General features: G+C 67.6%; 18 protein-coding genes and 1 tRNA gene. 5 read left to right on the top strand and 14 right to left on the bottom strand.

What is annotated here, in order from left to right:
* Positions 1-9: 9 nt before the first annotated feature.
* Positions 10-279, bottom strand: coding sequence for a hypothetical protein (locus EHF44_RS29030; protein WP_437340292.1), 270 nt, complete (start codon positions 277-279; stop codon positions 10-12).
* On the opposite strand from EHF44_RS29030, the gene pbpG reads away from it, so the two are divergent.
* Positions 266-1234 (top strand): D-alanyl-D-alanine endopeptidase, encoded by a 969-nt coding sequence (gene pbpG, locus EHF44_RS15490; protein ID WP_437340291.1) that lies wholly within the window; start codon positions 266-268, stop codon positions 1232-1234. The two genes, EHF44_RS29030 and pbpG, sit on opposite strands and share 14 nt — an antisense overlap.
* Positions 1235-1327: 93 nt before the next feature.
* Here the strand turns inward: pbpG and EHF44_RS15485 are convergent, their stop codons facing one another.
* Positions 1328-2113: an IclR family transcriptional regulator gene (locus EHF44_RS15485; protein WP_124685129.1), complete on the bottom strand. Its 786-nt coding sequence runs from the start codon at positions 2111-2113 to the stop codon at positions 1328-1330.
* 244 nt (positions 2114-2357) lie between these two features.
* On the opposite strand from EHF44_RS15485, the gene EHF44_RS15480 reads away from it, so the two are divergent.
* Genes EHF44_RS15480 through EHF44_RS15470 form a run of 3 tightly spaced genes read left to right on the top strand, consistent with a single transcriptional unit; the run spans position 2358 to position 4785 of the window.
* Entirely contained in the window at positions 2358-3083 is a 726-nt protein-coding gene (locus EHF44_RS15480) for a (Fe-S)-binding protein (protein ID WP_124684475.1), read from the top strand.
* A 23-nt stretch (positions 3084-3106) separates the two neighbouring features.
* Positions 3107-4516 (top strand): LutB/LldF family L-lactate oxidation iron-sulfur protein, encoded by a 1410-nt coding sequence (locus tag EHF44_RS15475; protein WP_124684474.1) that lies wholly within the window; start codon positions 3107-3109, stop codon positions 4514-4516.
* Positions 4516-4785 (top strand): hypothetical protein, encoded by a 270-nt coding sequence (locus EHF44_RS15470; RefSeq protein WP_124684473.1) that lies wholly within the window; start codon positions 4516-4518, stop codon positions 4783-4785. The genes EHF44_RS15475 and EHF44_RS15470 overlap by 1 nt, the downstream gene beginning before the upstream one ends.
* 182 nt (positions 4786-4967) lie before the next feature.
* On the opposite strand, the gene EHF44_RS15465 is transcribed toward EHF44_RS15470, so the two are convergent.
* From EHF44_RS15465 to EHF44_RS15445, 5 genes are all read right to left on the bottom strand, one after another.
* Positions 4968-5762, bottom strand: a complete 795-nt coding sequence (locus tag EHF44_RS15465; protein WP_124684472.1) for an ABC transporter ATP-binding protein — start codon at positions 5760-5762, stop codon at positions 4968-4970.
* Position 5763: 1 nt separating this feature from the next.
* Positions 5764-6660 carry an ABC transporter permease gene (locus EHF44_RS15460; protein ID WP_124684471.1) on the bottom strand — a complete coding sequence of 299 codons (897 nt, stop codon included), beginning with the start codon at positions 6658-6660 and terminating at the stop codon, positions 5764-5766.
* A gap of 100 nt (positions 6661-6760) precedes the next feature.
* Positions 6761-7741: an ABC transporter substrate-binding protein gene (locus tag EHF44_RS15455; protein WP_124684470.1), complete on the bottom strand. Its 981-nt coding sequence runs from the start codon at positions 7739-7741 to the stop codon at positions 6761-6763.
* Between the two features lie 362 nt (positions 7742-8103).
* Positions 8104-9141: a quinone-dependent dihydroorotate dehydrogenase gene (locus tag EHF44_RS15450; RefSeq protein ID WP_124684469.1), complete on the bottom strand. Its 1038-nt coding sequence runs from the start codon at positions 9139-9141 to the stop codon at positions 8104-8106.
* 117 nt (positions 9142-9258) lie between these two features.
* Positions 9259-10056, bottom strand: coding sequence for an arginyltransferase (locus EHF44_RS15445; protein WP_124684468.1), 798 nt, complete (start codon positions 10054-10056; stop codon positions 9259-9261).
* 181 nt (positions 10057-10237) lie between these two features.
* Between EHF44_RS15445 and EHF44_RS15440 the strand changes: the two genes are divergently transcribed.
* Positions 10238-10627 (top strand): hypothetical protein, encoded by a 390-nt coding sequence (locus tag EHF44_RS15440; RefSeq protein ID WP_124684467.1) that lies wholly within the window; start codon positions 10238-10240, stop codon positions 10625-10627.
* A gap of 4 nt (positions 10628-10631) precedes the next feature.
* On the opposite strand, the gene aat is transcribed toward EHF44_RS15440, so the two are convergent.
* The 7 genes from aat to boxB form a co-directional block, all read right to left on the bottom strand.
* A complete protein-coding gene (gene aat, locus EHF44_RS15435) occupies positions 10632-11396 on the bottom strand; it encodes a leucyl/phenylalanyl-tRNA--protein transferase (RefSeq protein WP_124684466.1) in 765 nt (254 codons plus the stop codon).
* Positions 11397-11430: 34 nt separating this feature from the next.
* Positions 11431-12015, bottom strand: a complete 585-nt coding sequence (locus EHF44_RS15430) for an NUDIX hydrolase (RefSeq protein WP_124684465.1) — start codon at positions 12013-12015, stop codon at positions 11431-11433.
* Positions 12016-12232: 217 nt separating this feature from the next.
* Positions 12233-12309, bottom strand: a tRNA-Met gene (locus EHF44_RS15425).
* A gap of 111 nt (positions 12310-12420) precedes the next feature.
* Positions 12421-13185 (bottom strand): RES family NAD+ phosphorylase, encoded by a 765-nt coding sequence (locus EHF44_RS15420; RefSeq protein ID WP_172966062.1) that lies wholly within the window; start codon positions 13183-13185, stop codon positions 12421-12423.
* Positions 13145-13531, bottom strand: coding sequence for an antitoxin Xre/MbcA/ParS toxin-binding domain-containing protein (locus EHF44_RS15415; RefSeq protein ID WP_124684464.1), 387 nt, complete (start codon positions 13529-13531; stop codon positions 13145-13147). Before EHF44_RS15415 ends, EHF44_RS15420 begins: the two co-directional genes overlap by 41 nt.
* Before the next feature lie 96 nt (positions 13532-13627).
* Positions 13628-14905, bottom strand: coding sequence for a benzoyl-CoA 2,3-epoxidase subunit BoxA (boxA, locus tag EHF44_RS15410; RefSeq protein ID WP_124684463.1), 1278 nt, complete (start codon positions 14903-14905; stop codon positions 13628-13630).
* A gap of 27 nt (positions 14906-14932) precedes the next feature.
* Positions 14933-16357, bottom strand: a complete 1425-nt coding sequence (boxB, locus tag EHF44_RS15405) for a benzoyl-CoA 2,3-epoxidase subunit BoxB (protein WP_124684462.1) — start codon at positions 16355-16357, stop codon at positions 14933-14935.
* Positions 16358-16370: the final 13 nt, after the last annotated feature.

Genomic DNA, 16370 nt, shown 5'->3' with positions numbered 1-16370 from the left:
CTTAATTTCCTACACTAGCGCCATTCCGTTTCCGCGCTGAACAGACATGTTCCGGACCGAATCCATGATTTCTCTACGCTTCGGCCTTCCTCGACTGACCGCTTTCGCCACTGCGGCGCTGGTGTCGGTCGCCATGATGGCCGCGCCGGCCACGTACGCAGCGACGAAGTCGACTGCGGCGAAAACGTCGGCGAAAAAGACCCAAAAAGCTGTTAAATCCACCAAAGCCGTTGCTTCTGCCAAGGCAGCAGCGTCGCCGCGCAAGGTGATCGTGCTCAAGAACGGCAAGCGCTCCGTCGTGGCGGCCCGCCATGCGGCGCCGGTGCGGGCCGCTTTCGTGCCGGCCAAGCCGTCGCTGGGCGAGGCCATGGGCCTGCGCGATACCGAAGACGCGCTGTCGCTGCGCTCGTCGGTGGCGCTGGTGATGGACCAGAACACCAACGAGGTGCTGTTCCAGAAGAATTCCACGGCCGTGCTGCCGATTGCCTCGATCACCAAGCTGATGACCGCGCTGGTGGTGATGGACGCCCGCCTGCCGATGGACGAGATGCTCACGGTGACCGAGGACGACCGTGACACCGAGAAGCACAGCAGCTCGCGCCTGCGCTTCGGCACCACGCTCACGCGCCACGAGATGCTGCTGCTGGCGCTGATGTCGTCGGAGAACCGCGCCGCGTCGGTGCTGGGCCGCAGCTATCCGGGCGGCCTGCCCGCGTTTGTCAGCGCCATGAACAAGAAGGCCCGCGAACTGGGCATGAACGACAGCCACTTCGTCGATTCGAGCGGCCTGTCCAGCAGCAACGTGTCCAGCGCCGTCGATCTGGCGCGCCTGGTCAACGCCGCCTACCGCAACCCGACGATCCGCGAATTCTCGACGCAGCCCGAGCACGAGGTCAGCGTCGCCGGCCGCACGATGCACTACGTCAGCACCAATCGCCTGGTGCGTGGCGGCAGCTGGGAGATCGGCCTGCAGAAGACCGGTTATATCTCGGAAGCCGGCCAGTGCCTCGTGATGCAGACGCGCGTCAACGATCGCAACGTGGTGATGGTGTTCCTGGATTCGGTCGGCAAGCTGTCGCGCTTTGCCGATGCCACGCGGGTGCGCCAATGGCTTGAGCACCAGCCACCGTCGGCAGGGGGCCAGCCGCGCCCTTTTCCGTCTACACCCAATCTTACGCAGGGTCCTAAATCCCCTGCGGCGGTCCTGGCATCGCAGCAGTCGCACGGCACCTGAGCGGTTGTCGTCGCGCATGGAAAACGCGCCGTGGAGCTTGCGCTCCCGGCGCGTTCTTTTTTGGCCGTCTGGCGATGAAGGGCGGCGGCGCGGTCAGGCCGCCGGTTCCGGCACGTAGCCCATGCCGCGCGAGATCTGCAGCGCGGTCTCCTTGAGGTTCTGCAGCCAGCTATCCTGCAGCCGGTCGGCCGGCGCCGACAGCGACAGGCCGGCCACCAGCCGCCGCGAATCGTCGTAGATGCCGGCGGCGATGCAGCGTACGCCCAGTTCCAGCTCCTCGTTGTCGCGCGCGTAGCCGTTGGTCCGGACCCAGCTCAGTTCGCGCTCCAGCTTGGCAAGGTCGGTGATCGACGTGCGCGTATGCCCGGCCAGCCCCGTGCGCGTGGCGTAGTTGCGCACGCGCGGGCCTTCGTCGGCGGCCAGGAACAGCTTGCCGACCGAGGTCAGGTGCAGCGGCGCCCGCCCGCCAATGGCGCGCACCACCTGCATGCCCGATCGCTCGCTGTAGGCGCGTTCGATATAGACGATCTCGTCGCCCTGGCGCACCGACAGGTTCACGGTCTGCCCGGTCACCCGGTGCAGCGCGCGCATCGGCGCCAGCGCCGCGTCGCGCACCGACAGCCGTGCCTTGACCAGGTTGCCCAGCTCCAGCAGCCGCATGCCAAGGCGGTAGCTGCCGGGGTCGGACCGGTCGACGAAGCGGCACGCCACCATGTCGTTGAGAATCCGGTGGGCGGTGGAAGGGTGCAGGCCGGTGGCCCCCGACAGCTCTTTCAGGCTGACGGGGTCGGCGTGCTGAGCCAGCGCGTCGAGCAGCGTCATCATGCGCTCGATCACCTGGATCGAGGTCTTGCCGGGCGCCTTGTCGGCTTCTGCCATTTCTGCCATGGGAAAATGTTGCCGTGCGGCATATTAAGCGGTTGCCTGATTCTATCTCGCATCGTGAAAATTTCAACGGGTGAAACGTGATTTCCGAGATTTCCTTCGGCCGATACTGCCCGGCAGCGCGCCGTCGATGAGCCACATTTGGCCCGGCCATGAGCAGGATTGCGGCGCCCGGTGCCCGCAGCGGCAGGGTGGCGGGGCATAATTGCGGGGTTTCTGGGTCTGGAAAAGGGAAGTCATGCGAATCGGACTGTTCGCCACCTGTCTGGTGGACCTCATGCGTCCCGACATCGGGTTCTCCGTGCTCAAGCTGCTGGAATCGGCCGGCTACGAGGTGATGGTGCCCGAGGCGCAGACGTGCTGCGGGCAGCCCGCGTACAACTCCGGCGAGCGCACCGTCTCGCGCGACCTGGCCGAGAAATTCCTGCGCGAGTTCGAGATGTTCGACTACGTGGTGGTGCCCTCGGGATCGTGCGGCGGGATGATCCGCCATCACTACCACGACCTGCTGCGCGACGACCCCGAACTCCACGGCCGCTACGAGCGCCTGCGCGAGCGGGTGTTCGAGCTGACCGACTTCCTGGTCAACGTGGCCCGGATCGACACGCTCGACTCCGGCTTTGCCGGCCATGTCACCTATCATGATTCGTGCTCGGGCCTGCGCGAACTGGGCGTCAAGCAGCAGCCCCGCGCGCTGCTGGACAAGCTGCCCGGCGTGCAACTGACCGAGATGAAGGACTGCGAGGCGTGCTGCGGGTTTGGCGGCACGTTCTCGGTCAAGTACGGCAACATCTCGACGGCCATCGTCGACGAGAAGTGCGCCAACATCCAGGCCAGCGGCGCCGATGCCGTGGTGCTGGGCGACCTGGGCTGCATGCTCAACATCGAAGGCCGGCTGCGCCGCACCGGCGATTCGCGCACGCGCGTGCTGCATATCGCGCAGGTACTGGCCGGCGACGCCTGACGCGACAAAAGGAAGCCCCCACGATGCAAGTCCACAGCATGGAGTTCAAGGCGCGCGCCGGCCAGAAGCTGGCCGACCAGCGGCTGCAGCAGAACCTCAAGAAACTGTCCACGAAGTTCGTCACGGCCCGCGCCGATGCCATCCGCGACATCGACTTCGACGCCACGCGCGCCGCGCTGAAGGAGCGCCGCAACCGCGCGCTGGAGAACCTGGACGTCTGGCTCGCCACCTTTGAACACAATGCGACGCAGCGCGGCGCCACGGTGCTGTTCGCCGAATCCACGGCCGACGCGGCGCGGCTGGTGGCCGAGATCGCCCAGAAGCATGGCGTGAAGAAGGTCATCAAGAGCAAGTCGATGGTGACCGAGGAGATGCGGCTCAACCAGGTGCTGGGCGAGATGGGCGTGCAGAGCATCGAGACCGACCTGGGCGAGTACATCCTGCAGATCAACGATGCCGAGCCGCCGTCGCACATCATCGCGCCCGTGATCCACAAGGACAAGGACGAGATTGCCGACCTGTTCGCGAAGGTCCACAACAAGCCGCGCCTGACCGACATTCCCGAGATGACGCGCGAGGCCCGCGAGGTGCTGCGCCCCGAGTTCCTGTCGGCCGACATGGGCGTGACCGGCGGCAATTTCATCATTGCCGAGACCGGCTCGGTGGCCGTGGTGACCAACGAAGGCAACGAGGGCATGTGCACGATCATGCCGCGCGTGCACGTGGCCGTGACCGGCATCGAGAAGGTGCTGCCGACGCTGGAAGACCTAGCCACGGTGATGCGGCTGCTGCCGCGCTCGGCCACGGGGCAGGCCATCTCGAACTATTTCTCGATCCTGACCGGCCCACGCGCGCCCGGCGAGCAGGATGGCCCGGAGCATATGTATTTCGTCATCGTCGACGGCGGCCGCAGCGGCCTGATCGGCGGCGAATTCCAGGAAATGCTGCGCTGCATCCGCTGCGGCGCCTGCATGAACCACTGCCCGGTGTACCAGAAGATCGGCGGGCACGCCTATGGCTGGGTCTATCCGGGGCCGATGGGCAGCGTGCTGACGCCGAGCTACGTGGGGCTGGCCAATGCCGTGGACCTGCCGCAGGCTGCGACGATGTGTGGCGAGTGCAACCGGGTGTGTCCGGCATCGATCCCGCTGTCCGACCTGCTGCGCAAGCTGCGCGAGAAGCAGATGGAGCGCCACCTGCGGCCGTGGCAGGAGCGCGTGGCCTTGCAGGCGTGGGGCTACGTGGCGCGCCGCCCGGACCTCTATGCATTCCTGACGCGCATCGGCGCCCGCCTGCTGTCCCGCATGGGCGGGCGCAGCAAGCTGATCGCCAGCCTGCCAATGGCCGGCAAGGGCTGGACCGACACCCGCGACATGCCCGCCCCGGCGGGCCGCACGTTCCGCGAACTCTACAAGGAAAGGAGGGCGCGGTAATGAGCGCCAATCAGGACACGCTGGCCGTCATGCGCCAGGCACTGGACGCCCACGTGGCCGGCACGCTGCCCGTCGGCGAGCTGATCGCCCGCTGGCGCGCATCGGCCGCGTCGCTGTCGCTGCCGCCCGCGTTCGGGCAGGTCATGGAGGAATTGCTACGCCGGATGGAGATGTCGGCCGCCTTCGCCCAAGATAGCTGCTCGTTTTCGAGCACGGCAGTCACGGACCAGTTGGCGAAGTGGCTGGAGAAGGCTGGGGCGGTTCAGTAGGAGATACAGCCGTCGGCCGCGCAGATGGTTTGCTCCCCTCTCCCGCATGGCGAGAGAGGGGCCGGGGGTGAGGGCCAGCAGTGCAAATTGCGACCAGTCGGCAAGCAGATGCTCAATGCCCTCACCCCCAACCCCTTTAACGCGGTGCGGGAGAAGGGAGCCAGTCTCCGGTGGTGGCAGGCTTAGCTCAACAACAACGCATCGTCGTCGAGCTGTTCGTGCCGGGTCTGCTCGAACATCTTCAGCAGGTCGGGCACGTCCAGGCCCTTGCGCTGGTCGCCGGAGACGTCCAGCACCACCTGTCCCTGATGCAGCATGACCGTGCGCTGGCCGTAGTCCAGCGCCTGGCGCATCGAGTGCGTCACCATCATCGTCGTAAGCTGGCTTTCCTCGACGATGCGCGCGGTCAGTTCCAGCACGAACGCGGCCGTCTTGGGGTCCAGCGCGGCGGTGTGCTCGTCGAGCAGCAGGATGCGCGACGGCTGCAGCGACGCCATCAGCAGGCTCACCGCCTGCCGCTGGCCGCCCGACAGCAGGCCGATCCGGTCGGTCAGCCGGTTTTCCAGGCCCAGGTTCAGCAGCCGCAGCTTGTCGCGGAACAGTTCGCGCGACGCCTTGTTCAGCGCCGGCCGGAAGCCGCGCCGCGACCCGCGCGCCATGGCCAGCGCCATGTTTTCCTCGATCGTCAGCGCCTCGCAGGTGCCCGCCATCGGGTCCTGGAACACGCGCGCCACCAGGTGGGCACGGTCCCACGCGGGCTGGCGCGTGACGTCGGTGTCGTCGATCAGGATGCGGCCGCTGTCAACCATCGTGTCGCCGCTGACGGCGTTCAGGAACGTCGACTTGCCGGCGCCATTGGAGCCGATCACCGCCACGAACTGGCCCGACGGAATCTCCAGGCTCAGGCCGCGCAGCGCGCGGTTCTCGATCGGGGTGCCCGGGTTGAAGGTGAGCTTCAGGTTCTCTGCGCGTAGCATGTCAGGCACCTCCGTTCTTGCGGGCGAACAGCTTCTTGCGCGTGGCCGGCAGCACCAGCGCCAGCGTCACCAGCGCGGCGGTCACCAGGTTCAGGTCCTGCGCCTTCAGGCCGATGAACTCCGAGTTCAGCGCCAGCGCGATGAAGAAGCGGTACAGGATGGCGCCGATCACCACGGCCAGCGTCACGAACACCAGCCGGCGCGCCGGGATGATCGTCTCGCCGATGATCACCGCGGCCAGCCCGATCACGATCGTGCCGATCCCCATCGAGATGTCCGAGCCGCCCTGGGTCTGGGCGAACAGCGCGCCGGCCAGCGCCACGAGCGCGTTCGACAGCGCCATGCCGGCCAGCGTGGCGCGGCCCGTGGGCACGCCCTGGGCGCGCGCCATGCGCGGGTTGGCGCCGGTGGCGCGCATCGCCAGGCCAAGCTGCGACGAGAAGAACCAGTCCAGCGCCAGCTTGGCGGCCACCACCACCACGAACAGCACCAGCGGGCGCAGCACGTAGTCGGGCAGCCATTCGGGCTGCAACATGGTGAACAGCGTCGGCTCGGTGATCAGCGGCACGTTGGGGCGGCCCATGATGCGCAGGTTGACCGAGTAGAGCGCGATCATCATCAGGATGCTGGCCAGCAGGTCCATGATCTTCAGGCGCACGTTGAGCCAGCCCGTGATCCAGCCGGCAATGGCACCGGCCACGATGGCCGCCAGCGTGGCCAGGATCGGGTCCTGGCCGGCCGAGATCAGCGTCGCGGCGACGGCGCCGCCCAGCGGAAAGCTGCCATCGACGGTGAGGTCGGGAAAGTTGAGGATGCGGAACGAGATCAGCACCCCGAGTGCCACGAGGCTGAAGATCAGGCCGATCTCCAGGGCACCCAGCAGGGAAAAGAGGGACATTGGGGAAATCCTTTGCGGGCCGTCCGGCCGGCCCGGATAGGGCCATGGGGGGCGCCTCGGGCCGCGCGCCGCAGGGTAGGGCGCGCGGCGTGCGGCAGTATTACTTGATGACGGTCTTGGCTTCCTTGACCAGGTCCGGCGCCAGCGTCACGCCCTGCTTGCCGGCGGCGCCCGTGTTCACGAACAACTCAAGGTTGTCAGACGTCTGCGAGGCAATCGCGCCCGGCTTCTCGCCCTTCAGGATCCGCACCACGACCTTGCCGGTCTGGTGGCCCAGGTCGCCATAGTTGATGCCCAGCGCGGCAATGGCGCCCCGCTTGACGCTGTCGGTATCGGACGCCACCAGCGGGATCTTCGACTCGTTGGCCACCTTGACCAGCGATTCGTAGGCCGACACCACGTTGTTGTCGGTGTTCGTGTAGATCACGTCGACCTTGCCGATCAGGCTCTTGGCGGCCGGGCCGATGTCCACGGTGCGCGGCGCGGCGGCTTCCTTCAGCGACATGCCCTGCTTGGCCAGCAGGTCCTTCAGTTCCTTGACCACCACCACCGAGTTGGCCTCGCCGGGGTTGTACACCATGCCGACCGTCTTGGCCTTGGGCACCACGCGCTTGATCAGCGACACCTGCTTGTCCAGCGGCAGCTTGTCCGACACGCCGGTCACGTTCGTGCCCGATGCCGTCCATGCCTTCACAAGCTGCGCGGCCACCGGATCGGTCACGCCCGAGTACACCACGGGCACGCTCTTGGTGGCGGCCACCACGGCCTGGGCCGACGGCGTGGCGATGGCCACGATCGCGCTCGGCTGGTCGCCCACGAACTTGCGGGCGATCTGGGCGGCGGTGCCCGGGTTGCCCTGGGCGCTCTGGTATTCCCACTTGAGGTTCTTGTCGGCGTCGTAGCCGGCGGCCTTCAGCTCGTCGCGCACGCCGTCGCGGATGGCGTCGAGTGCCGGGTGGTCCACGATCGACAGGACCTTCACGGTCGCCGTCTGGGCCTGTACGGCGCCGCCGTAGAGCAGGGCCAGCGCAACCGCGCTGCCGAGAATGGACTGGGTGGTGGATGCCTTGAGACGCAGCATGTAGTTGTTCTCCCCCGAAGGATTCGGTGCTTTTCAGTCAGTCAGCCGCAAACGGTACGCGCAGCCGTCCTGCCGGGCGCCGGCGGCATGCCGGATGCCGCGGGGCTGCCCGGCGGTCCGGCTGAGTGCGCCGCACGCCCGGCGGCAGGTGCGGGCGGGGCGCGTGGTCACATCGGATACGACGGCGCGAAGCCTGCGAGCATACCATTTTCGGCCCCCGCTGGGATCGCTTTTGGTGCTGCATGGCGGCATATCCTGCCGATAAATACCCACGGGGGAGGGGTGCGCCGCAAGAAATTGCGCCGAAATGTCGATTTCGGCGCGAATGCGCCTGATGGCCGACAGGCGTCTCCGGGCCCCCGTCAGCCCCGGCGCAGCGCGGCGGCGCAGTCGCGCACCAGCGTGGGGCCGCGATAGATCAGGCCACTGTAGACCTGCACGAGCTGCGCGCCGGCGTCGATCTTGGCCCGCGCGCCGGCGCCGTCGAAGATGCCGCCCACGCCGATGATTGGCAGATCATTGCCAACCACGCGGCGCAGCTCGCGCACCACGCGCGTCGACGCCTCGAACACGGGCCGGCCGGACAGGCCGCCGGCCTCGTCGGCATGGGGCAGCCCCTGCACGGCGTCGCGCGAGATGGTGGTATTGGTGGCGATCACCCCGTCGATCCCGTGCCGCACCAGCGCGTCGCCGATATTGCGGATCTGGTCGTCATCGAGGTCCGGCGCGATCTTCAGCGCCACCGGCACGTAGCGCTTGTGCTGGTCTGCCAGGCGCTGCTGGGCGGCCTTGAGCGTGGACAGCAGGCTGTCCAGCTCGCTGGCGCCCTGCAGTTGCCGCAGGTTCTTGGTGTTGGGCGACGAGATGTTCACCGTCACGTAGCTGGCGTGCGGATAGACGCGCTCCAGGCAGTACAGGTAGTCGTCGGCCGCGCGCTCGATCGGCGTGTCGGCGTTCTTGCCGATGTTCAGCCCCAGCACGCCGCCTTCGGCCTTCCAGCGCGACGCCTGCACGTTGCGGATGAACGCATCCACGCCGCCGTTGTTGAAGCCCATGCGGTTGATCAGCGCATCGGCCTGCGGCAGCCGGAACATGCGCGGGCGTGGGTTGCCGGCCTGCGCGCGCGGCGTGACCGTGCCCACTTCGATAAAGCCAAAGCCGAACGCGGCCAGCCCGTCGATATAGGCGCCGTCCTTGTCCAGCCCGGCCGCCAGGCCCACGGGATTCGGGAAGCGGATGCCCATCACGGTGCGCGCATCGTCGGGAATGGCATTGCCGATGCAGCCGGCCAGCCCCAGGCGCTGCGCGCGCATCAGGTTGTTCAGGGTGAAATGGTGGGCGTCCTCCGCATCCATGGAGAACAGGGCGGGGCGAAACAGGGGATAGAGCGCGTTGAGCACGGTCAGGAGGGCGGCAGGGCCGGCGAGGTGTCGGAATCAGGGCGGCATTGTAGCCGTTCGGGTCGGGCCAGACCCCGGTTCGCCGTGGATGGCGGCGCCGCGCGCCGGGTCCCGTGCCTATTCCTGCGCCGGACCCGGCTGCGGCCGCGCGGGCGGCTCGGGCACCACCGCCGGGCCTTCGAACGCGTGCCACTGGTTGCCGGTCAGCACCTGCAGCGGCTGGAAACGCGCCTTGTAGGCCATCTTGCGGCTGTCGGCAATCCAGTAGCCCAGGTACAGGTGCGGCAGGCCCAGCTCCCGCGTCTGCGCGATCTGCCAGAGGATGTTGTACGTGCCGTAGCTGGCGCCGGCGACGAGCGGATCGTAGAACGTGTAGACCGACGACAGGCCGTCGTCGAGCACGTCGATCATGCTGACCATCCTCAGCTTGCCGGCTTCGGCAGACCCGGGCGGCTCGCGGAATTCCACCAGCCGCGAATTGACGCGGCTTTGCAGCAGGAACTGCTCGTACTGGTCGCGGCTGTCCTGGTCCATGCCGCCGCCGGCGTGGCGCATCGACTGGTAGAGCAGGTACAGCGCGTAGTGTTCCTCGACGTAGGTCAGCGGCGCCACTAGCGCCTGCAGGCCCTGGTGCTGGCGCCAGGCGCGGCGCTGGCTGCGGTCGGGCTGGAACTGGTCCACCAGCACGCGGCACGGCGTGCATGCGCGGCATTCGTCGCAATAGGGGCGGTAGGTGAAGATGCCGCTGCGGCGGAACCCGGCGCGCACCAGCCGGGAGTAGACGTCGGCGTTGATCAGGTGGGCGGGCGTGGCCACCTGCGACCGCGCCATGCGGCCCTCCAGGTAGCTGCAGGCGTACGGCGCCGTCGCATAAAACTGCAGCGCGGATAGCGGAAGTTCCTTCAGCTTGCTCATGACGTCGAATGAAGGGGGCGCGTCGGACGCCTGTGTCGGCCTGAGTGGCAGTCTATCAGAGCCCATCGGGCAACGTCTGCAGGACAACAATGGATCGCCGGCCCCCATTTTGAGACTCGTCGCATGGTGCGGCGCGCCCTGGGTTTGTACGATGGCGGCACTGATACTTCAGGAGCACATCATGGCGTCATTGCCTATCGAAGCCGGGGGGCGGGTCGGCCAGCAGAAAAGGGGGCGTCATGCCGACCTGGCGGCGCTGGTCGGGGTCAGCCTCGGCATCGTCGTCAGCGTCTTCGGCATTCTCGATTACCAGCGCCAGCTGTTCGTCGGCATGGTCCGGACCGAAATCCACGCGCAGGTCACGCCGCTGACCGTGGCGATGAACGAAATGGACAAGCGCATCGGTGGCCGGTTCGACGATACGTACCGGCGTATCGATGACACCAACCGGCGCATCGACGATGCGAACCGGCGGCTGGACGAGACCAATCTGCGGCTCGACGGCTTGTCCAAGGCGGTGGCGGAAGTCGGCGTCCGCGTGGGCCGGCTCGAAGGGCGGGCCAGCCGGTAGGCGGTCAGGCGGCGCCGGGCGCGTCGGCGTGGCCGTTGGGGCCGGTCCAGCGTGCCAGTTCGCGCTTGTCGAACCGCCATGGCTCGATCGCGCCAGCCCCGGCGGCGGCGCGGACGTGGGCGATGAAGGTGCTGCGCGGGATCGGCGCGGCGCCCAGCGACGCAAGGTGGTCGGTTTCCTGCTGGCAGTCGATCATGGTCACGCCGTGGCTGTCCAGGAAGCCGCAGAGCGCGGCCAGCGCGATCTTGGAGGCGTCCGTGCGGTGCGCGAACATCGATTCGCCGTAGAACATGCGGCCCAGCGCCACGCCGTAGAGCCCGCCCACGCGCTCGCCCTGGTACCAGGCTTCCACCGAGTGGGCGAGTCCGAGCCGATGGAGTGCGGTGTACGCCGCGATGATCTCGTCGGTGATCCACGTGCCGAGCTGGCCGTCGCGCCGGGTCATGGCGCAGGCGCGCATAACGGCCACGAAGTTGTCGTCGACGCGGATTTCCCAGTCGGGATCGCGCAGCACGCGGCGCAGGGTCTTGCGGAAGGTGGCCGACACCTTGAGTGCGGACGGCGTCAGCACCATGCGCGGGTCCGTGCTCCACCAGAGGACTGGCTGGCCTTCGGAATACCAGGGGAAGATGCCCTGCCGGTAGGCCAGCAGCAGCCGCTGGGGCGTCAGGTCGCGGCTGGCGGCCAGCAGGCCGGGCGCGTCGCTGGCGGGGCCGAGCGCGCGGTCGACCGGCGGAAACGGATCCTGCGGGTCGAGCCAGGTAATCATGCTGGGTGGGAAGGCGTCGCGACGGGCGTCGCGGTCACGGTGTGACGGTGGCGCGGCTGGTCAGCGGCCGCATGGGTTTGTCGATGTCGAGCGTATGCAGGCGGAAATTGCCTGCGTCGATCTTGCCGGCGGCGCGGTCGGCAAAGAAGCAGCGCAGCGTATGGATCACGGTGGGGAAGGCCAGGTCGTCCCAGGGCACGTCGGCCTCGTCGACGAGCTTCACTTCCAGGCTTTCCTCGCCCGGCGCGATGTCCAGGTCGTTCAGGCGCGCCAGGTAGAAAAGATGCACCTGATGCACGTGCGGCACGTTGAGCATGGAGAACAGCTCGCCCACCTCCACGCGGGCGCCGGCTTCTTCCAGCGTCTCGCGCGCGGCGGCCTGGGCCGTGGTTTCGCCAATTTCCATGAATCCGGCGGGCAGCGTCCAGAAGCCGTAGCGGGGCTCGATGGCGCGCTTGCAGATCAGGATCTTGTCTTCCCAGACCGGGATCGTGCCGACGACGTTACGCGGATTGACGTAGTGGATCGTGCCGCAGTTGTCGCACATGCTGCGCGGGCGGTTATCGCCTTCTGGCACGCGCAGCACAACCGCATGACCACAGTTCGAGCAGAATTTCATGGGAGGCGTCCGGGAAGAATGGGGGCAAGTGTATCACCGCGACGGGGGCTCGCCGGGGCGCCAGCGTGAGGCAACGCGCCAAGGGCGCGGGGTGCGGAGCCGGGCGCAACGGGGGCCGGATCGAGCGGCGGATGACGGCGCCGGAAAACAAAAAACCCGCCAGTGGCGGGTTAGATGCGGACTTGCTGTCGACGGTACCGATTGAGCAAGGATCGGTTGGTTGCGGGGGCAGGATTTGAACCTGCGACCTTCGGGTTATGAGCCCGACGAGCTGCCAGACTGCTCCACCCCGCGTCCGTCGAAGCTGTGATTATAGGAGGTCGGTTGGCGCATTGCAACAGAAACTTAAAACTTCTGTGATACCGACGTCTGCTCTTTCATTGGAGCGGGATTCGGGTCGCGCGTTCAAGGCGTGTCGGGACTTTCGCTTGTGCGTTGCCGCACCGGCTGCCACGCGGTGGTTTCCACTTCGAAGCTCTCGCGCTGGCGCAGGTCGTCGCGCTGCCAGATCACGCGGTCGTGGCGGACGGTCAGCATCCATTGGGTGGCGGCCAGCGGTTGCGGCGGGTCGAATGCGCGGGGGGTGAGCACGGCCACGCAGGCACCGTGGGACGGGTCGCGTACCGAGGGGTAGCGGATCAGGCCGGCGCCCGCCTCGCGTGCGACGCGCGCGAAGGTCTGGCAGGCGTCGTAGTCGGCCGGGTCGGACCAGTGCGCCGCATCGTCGGCAAACGGAGGCGCGTCCAGCGCGACGCCGGTGGTCTTGACGCCCGCCTGGAACAGCGTCTGGGCGCGGGCGTCGATGCGGGGCAGTGCCGGGCTTTCCATCAGGAACCGCCAGCGCCAGTAGGCCAGTTCGGCGCAGGCGGCGGCAAGCGACTCGGCGCCGTAGAAGACACCGGGGTCCTGGCCGCCGCGGAAGCGCGATCCGGCTTCGGTGGGTGGATAGCGGAAGGGGGTGGAAATCAGGTAGTGCAGGTGGCGCGCGTCGGGCGGGACGGCGGGCTTGCCGGCGTCGATCACCGCTTCGAGCACGGCGTGTTCGGCGAGCGTGTCGACCAGGGCCATGGTCGACACCACGTGCTGGGCCTCGACGGCGCGCCAGAGCGTCAGCGCGAACGGCCGGCGCTCAGAGGCGACCGCGGGTGGCGTCCAGGTAGTGAACGACACGGACAAGGCCCTCGGTGGTGCGGATCAGTTCGAGCGGCTTGCCGCCCAGCGCGATGTTGTCATGGGTCAGCCAGAGCCGGGCCTGCTCGTCGTGGCCAAGGATGGCGTCCAGCGAGCGGAACAGGCGGACGAACAGGATGGCGAACTCCCATTCCTTGCGATGCGCGTCGAGCACATAGCCGCCCGACGCCATGCGCGAGACCGAGGCGGTGCTGATGCCGAGCACGTTAGCGACGATGGCCTGGCTGATGCCGAGGAAGCCGGCGGCGCGCATCACGGCCTTCGTCAGCGTCACGCCGGCGTCAGGGCCGTCGGACGCGGTCTCCGGAATCTGCCTCGATTGCATCGCCTGAACTCCTGTTTCTTGAGAAACATTATAGGTATCAGGTTTCAGATGGGAAGTTGCAAATCGAGGCCGAAGGCGGCCTGCCGCACCAACGCGCTAGTAGGTTTCGATATGGAGCCGCCCTTCGGCGCGCAGCTGCGCCTCGATGGCGGGCCAGTCGTGGCCGGCGTCGGTGCAGACCTGCTGGAACGCGGCCAGCACGCCTTCCTCCATGCCCTTGAGCCCGCAGATGTAGATATAGCCGTGCGGGTCCGCCAGCAGGGTGGCGACGTCGGCGGCGGCTTCGCGGATCGCGTCCTGCACGTAGCGGCGCGGGACGTCGGGGTCGCGCGAGAACGCGAAGTGGATGTCCAGGAAGTCCTTGGGCAGCTTGAGCAGCGGGCCGAAGTAGGGCAGCTCGCGGCGGTTGCGGGCGCCGAAGAACAGCAGCCGGCGGCCGTCGAACTGCGCCATGTTGCGGCGCATCCGCTCGGTCATGGCCCGCATCGGCGCCGATCCGGTGCCGGTGCAGATCATCATCACGCTGGCTTCGCGGTGGTTCGGCATCAGGAACGTGTTGCCGAACGGGCCGGTCACCTGCACCGTGGCGCCTTTCTCCAGGTCGCACAGGAAGTTCGACGCCACGCCGCGCACGGGATTGCCGTCGTGGTCGGTGTCCACCCGCTTCACGGTCAAGGCGAGGTTGTTGTAGCCGGGCCGCTCGCCGTCGCGCGGGCTGGCCACCGAGTACATGCGGATGTAGTGCGGCCGGCCCGACGCATCGGTGCCCGGCGGGACGATGCCGATGGCCTGGCCCTCCAGCACCGGGAAGAACTGGTTGCCGAAGTCGAGCACGATGTGGTGGATGTCGCTCGACGCATCGGCCTCGGTCAGCCGGTAGTTGCCGGCCACGGTGGCGGTCAGCGGCTCGCGGATGCCGTGCAGGTTGACGTAGGGATGGGCGGCCGACCACGGCGCGCGCGGCGACGTGTGGCGGCTGGTTTCCACCTGCTGCAGCACCGGGGCCCGGCTGGCCTGCGCGGCGTCGCCGATGGCCTGCCCGGCGGCATCCGCGGCCGCGTCGGCCGCTTCGGCCTCCGCCGCGGCCTCGATGGCCGATTCGCTGAGCGGCACCTCGGGCGGCAGTTCGTCCCAGCCGAACTGGGCGTCCAGCGTGTACGCCTGGCCCTTGAACATCGTGCGCCAGTTGTCGATGGCGCCGGTCGGGCAGGGCGACAGGCACGCGCCGCAGCCGTTGCAGACGTCGGCCTTGACCACGTAGTTGCGGTCGTCGTGCGTGATGGCATCGATCGGGCACGTGTCTTCGCAGGTGTTGCAGCGAATGCAGATTTCCGGATCGATCAGATGTTGCTTGATGATGTCGGCGGCGCCCATGATCGTCGGTCCCGTGTCGGTCGGTGTTCAGTTGAAGCGGACGTACTCGAAATCCACCGGCTGGCGGTTGATGCCGATGGCCGGCGGCGCGATCCAGTTGGCGAACTTGCCAGGCTCCACCACGCGGCCCATCAGCGACGCCACGAACTGGCGGTCGGCGTCGGTAGCCAGCCACTGGTCCTGGCGGGCCTGCCACTCGGCCTCGCTGATGACCTGGCCCTCGGGCGACACGTGCAGGTTGGCCAGCGAGCCGATCTTGCGGTTGAACGCCTTGTGCGGCACGGTCAGCCGAAAGTCGATGCCGGCCTTCTCGATCACCTTGTTCCAGCGCGCCACGCCGCCCATCGAATCCTTGATGTAGTCGTCGCGCAGCACCTCGTTGAGCGCATTCAGCATCGGCACCTCGCGCTCGCCCAGCCGGCCGTCCTGGACTTCCAGGATGCGGTACACGTCGCCCTTGAGCACGTGGTCGTCGGCGCGCTTGCCTTCCTCGAAGCGGCCCTTGAGGCCGGCGCTGTAGAACGTGGCCGCGTTCGACGACTGGTCGGCGCCGAACAGGTCGATCGTCACGCTGTAGTGGAAGTTCAGGTAGCGCTGGATCGTCTCCAGGTCGATCACGCCGGCCGCGCGCACGTCGGCCGGGTCGCGGATGTCGCGCTCGCGCATCACTTCGCAGGTGCGCTGGATCACGCGCGACACGCCCGATTCGCCCACGAACATGTGGTGCGCTTCCTCGGTCAGCATGAAGCGCGTGGTGCGGGCCAGCGGATCGAAGCCCGACTCGGCCAGCGCGCAGAGCTGGAACTTGCCGTCGCGGTCGGTGAAGTAGGTGAACATGAAGAACGCCAGCCAGTCGGGCGTGCGTTCGTTGAAGGCGCCCAGGATGCGCGGGTTGTCCTCGTCGCCCGAACGGCGGCCCAGCAGCGCCTCGGCTTCCTCGCGGCCGTCGCGGCCGAAGTGGCGGTGCAGCAGGTAGACCATCGCCCAGAGGTGGCGGCCTTCCTCCACATTGACCTGGAACAGGTTGCGCAGGTCGTAGAGCGACGGGGCGGTCAGGCCCAGATGGCGCTGCTGCTCCACCGACGCCGGCTCGGTGTCGCCCTGCGTGACGATGATGCGGCGCAGGTTGGCGCGGTGCTCGCCCGGCACTTCCTGCCACGCGGCTTCGCCCTTGTGCTCGCCGAAATGGATCTTGCGCTCGGCATCGGCCGGCTGCAGGAAGATGCCCCAGCGGTAGTCGGGCATCTTGACGTGCTCGAAATGCGCCCAGCCCGACGGGTCCACGGACACCGCCGTGCGCAGGTAGACATCGAAATTGTGCGAGCCGTCCGGGCCCATGTCGCGCCACCAGTCCAGAAAGGCCGGCTGCCAGTGTTCCAGCGCACGCTGCAGCGCCCGGTCCTCCGACAGATTCACGTTGTTGGGAATCTTCTGGCTGTAATCGATGCTCATCGCGGTTCTCCTT

The sequence above is a fragment of the Cupriavidus pauculus genome, assembly GCF_003854935.1.
Lineage (GTDB): Bacteria > Pseudomonadota > Gammaproteobacteria > Burkholderiales > Burkholderiaceae > Cupriavidus > Cupriavidus pauculus_C.
The sequence above is the reverse complement of the archived record's forward strand: the minus strand, read 5'-3'. Positions and strand labels throughout refer to the sequence as shown.

Excerpts from the sequence above, each read along its gene's own strand:
- EHF44_RS15485 (WP_124685129.1), bottom strand. The coding sequence starts at position 2,113 with ATGGCAGAAGCCGACAAGGCGCCCGGCAAGACCTCGATCCAGGTGATC.
- EHF44_RS15480 (WP_124684475.1), top strand. The coding sequence starts at position 2,358 with ATGCGAATCGGACTGTTCGCCACCTGTCTGGTGGACCTCATGCGTCCC.
- EHF44_RS15475 (WP_124684474.1), top strand. The coding sequence starts at position 3,107 with ATGCAAGTCCACAGCATGGAGTTCAAGGCGCGCGCCGGCCAGAAGCTG.
- EHF44_RS15470 (WP_124684473.1), top strand. The coding sequence starts at position 4,516 with ATGAGCGCCAATCAGGACACGCTGGCCGTCATGCGCCAGGCACTGGAC.
- EHF44_RS15465 (WP_124684472.1), bottom strand. The coding sequence starts at position 5,762 with ATGCTACGCGCAGAGAACCTGAAGCTCACCTTCAACCCGGGCACCCCG.
- EHF44_RS15460 (WP_124684471.1), bottom strand. The coding sequence starts at position 6,660 with ATGTCCCTCTTTTCCCTGCTGGGTGCCCTGGAGATCGGCCTGATCTTC.
- EHF44_RS15455 (WP_124684470.1), bottom strand. The coding sequence starts at position 7,741 with ATGCTGCGTCTCAAGGCATCCACCACCCAGTCCATTCTCGGCAGCGCG.
- EHF44_RS15445 (WP_124684468.1), bottom strand. The coding sequence starts at position 10,056 with ATGAGCAAGCTGAAGGAACTTCCGCTATCCGCGCTGCAGTTTTATGCG.
- EHF44_RS15440 (WP_124684467.1), top strand. The coding sequence starts at position 10,238 with ATGGCGTCATTGCCTATCGAAGCCGGGGGGCGGGTCGGCCAGCAGAAA.
- aat (WP_124684466.1), bottom strand. The coding sequence starts at position 11,396 with ATGATTACCTGGCTCGACCCGCAGGATCCGTTTCCGCCGGTCGACCGC.
- EHF44_RS15430 (WP_124684465.1), bottom strand. The coding sequence starts at position 12,015 with ATGAAATTCTGCTCGAACTGTGGTCATGCGGTTGTGCTGCGCGTGCCA.
- EHF44_RS15415 (WP_124684464.1), bottom strand. The coding sequence starts at position 13,531 with ATGCAATCGAGGCAGATTCCGGAGACCGCGTCCGACGGCCCTGACGCC.
- boxA (WP_124684463.1), bottom strand. The coding sequence starts at position 14,905 with ATGGGCGCCGCCGACATCATCAAGCAACATCTGATCGATCCGGAAATC.
- boxB (WP_124684462.1), bottom strand. The coding sequence starts at position 16,357 with ATGAGCATCGATTACAGCCAGAAGATTCCCAACAACGTGAATCTGTCG.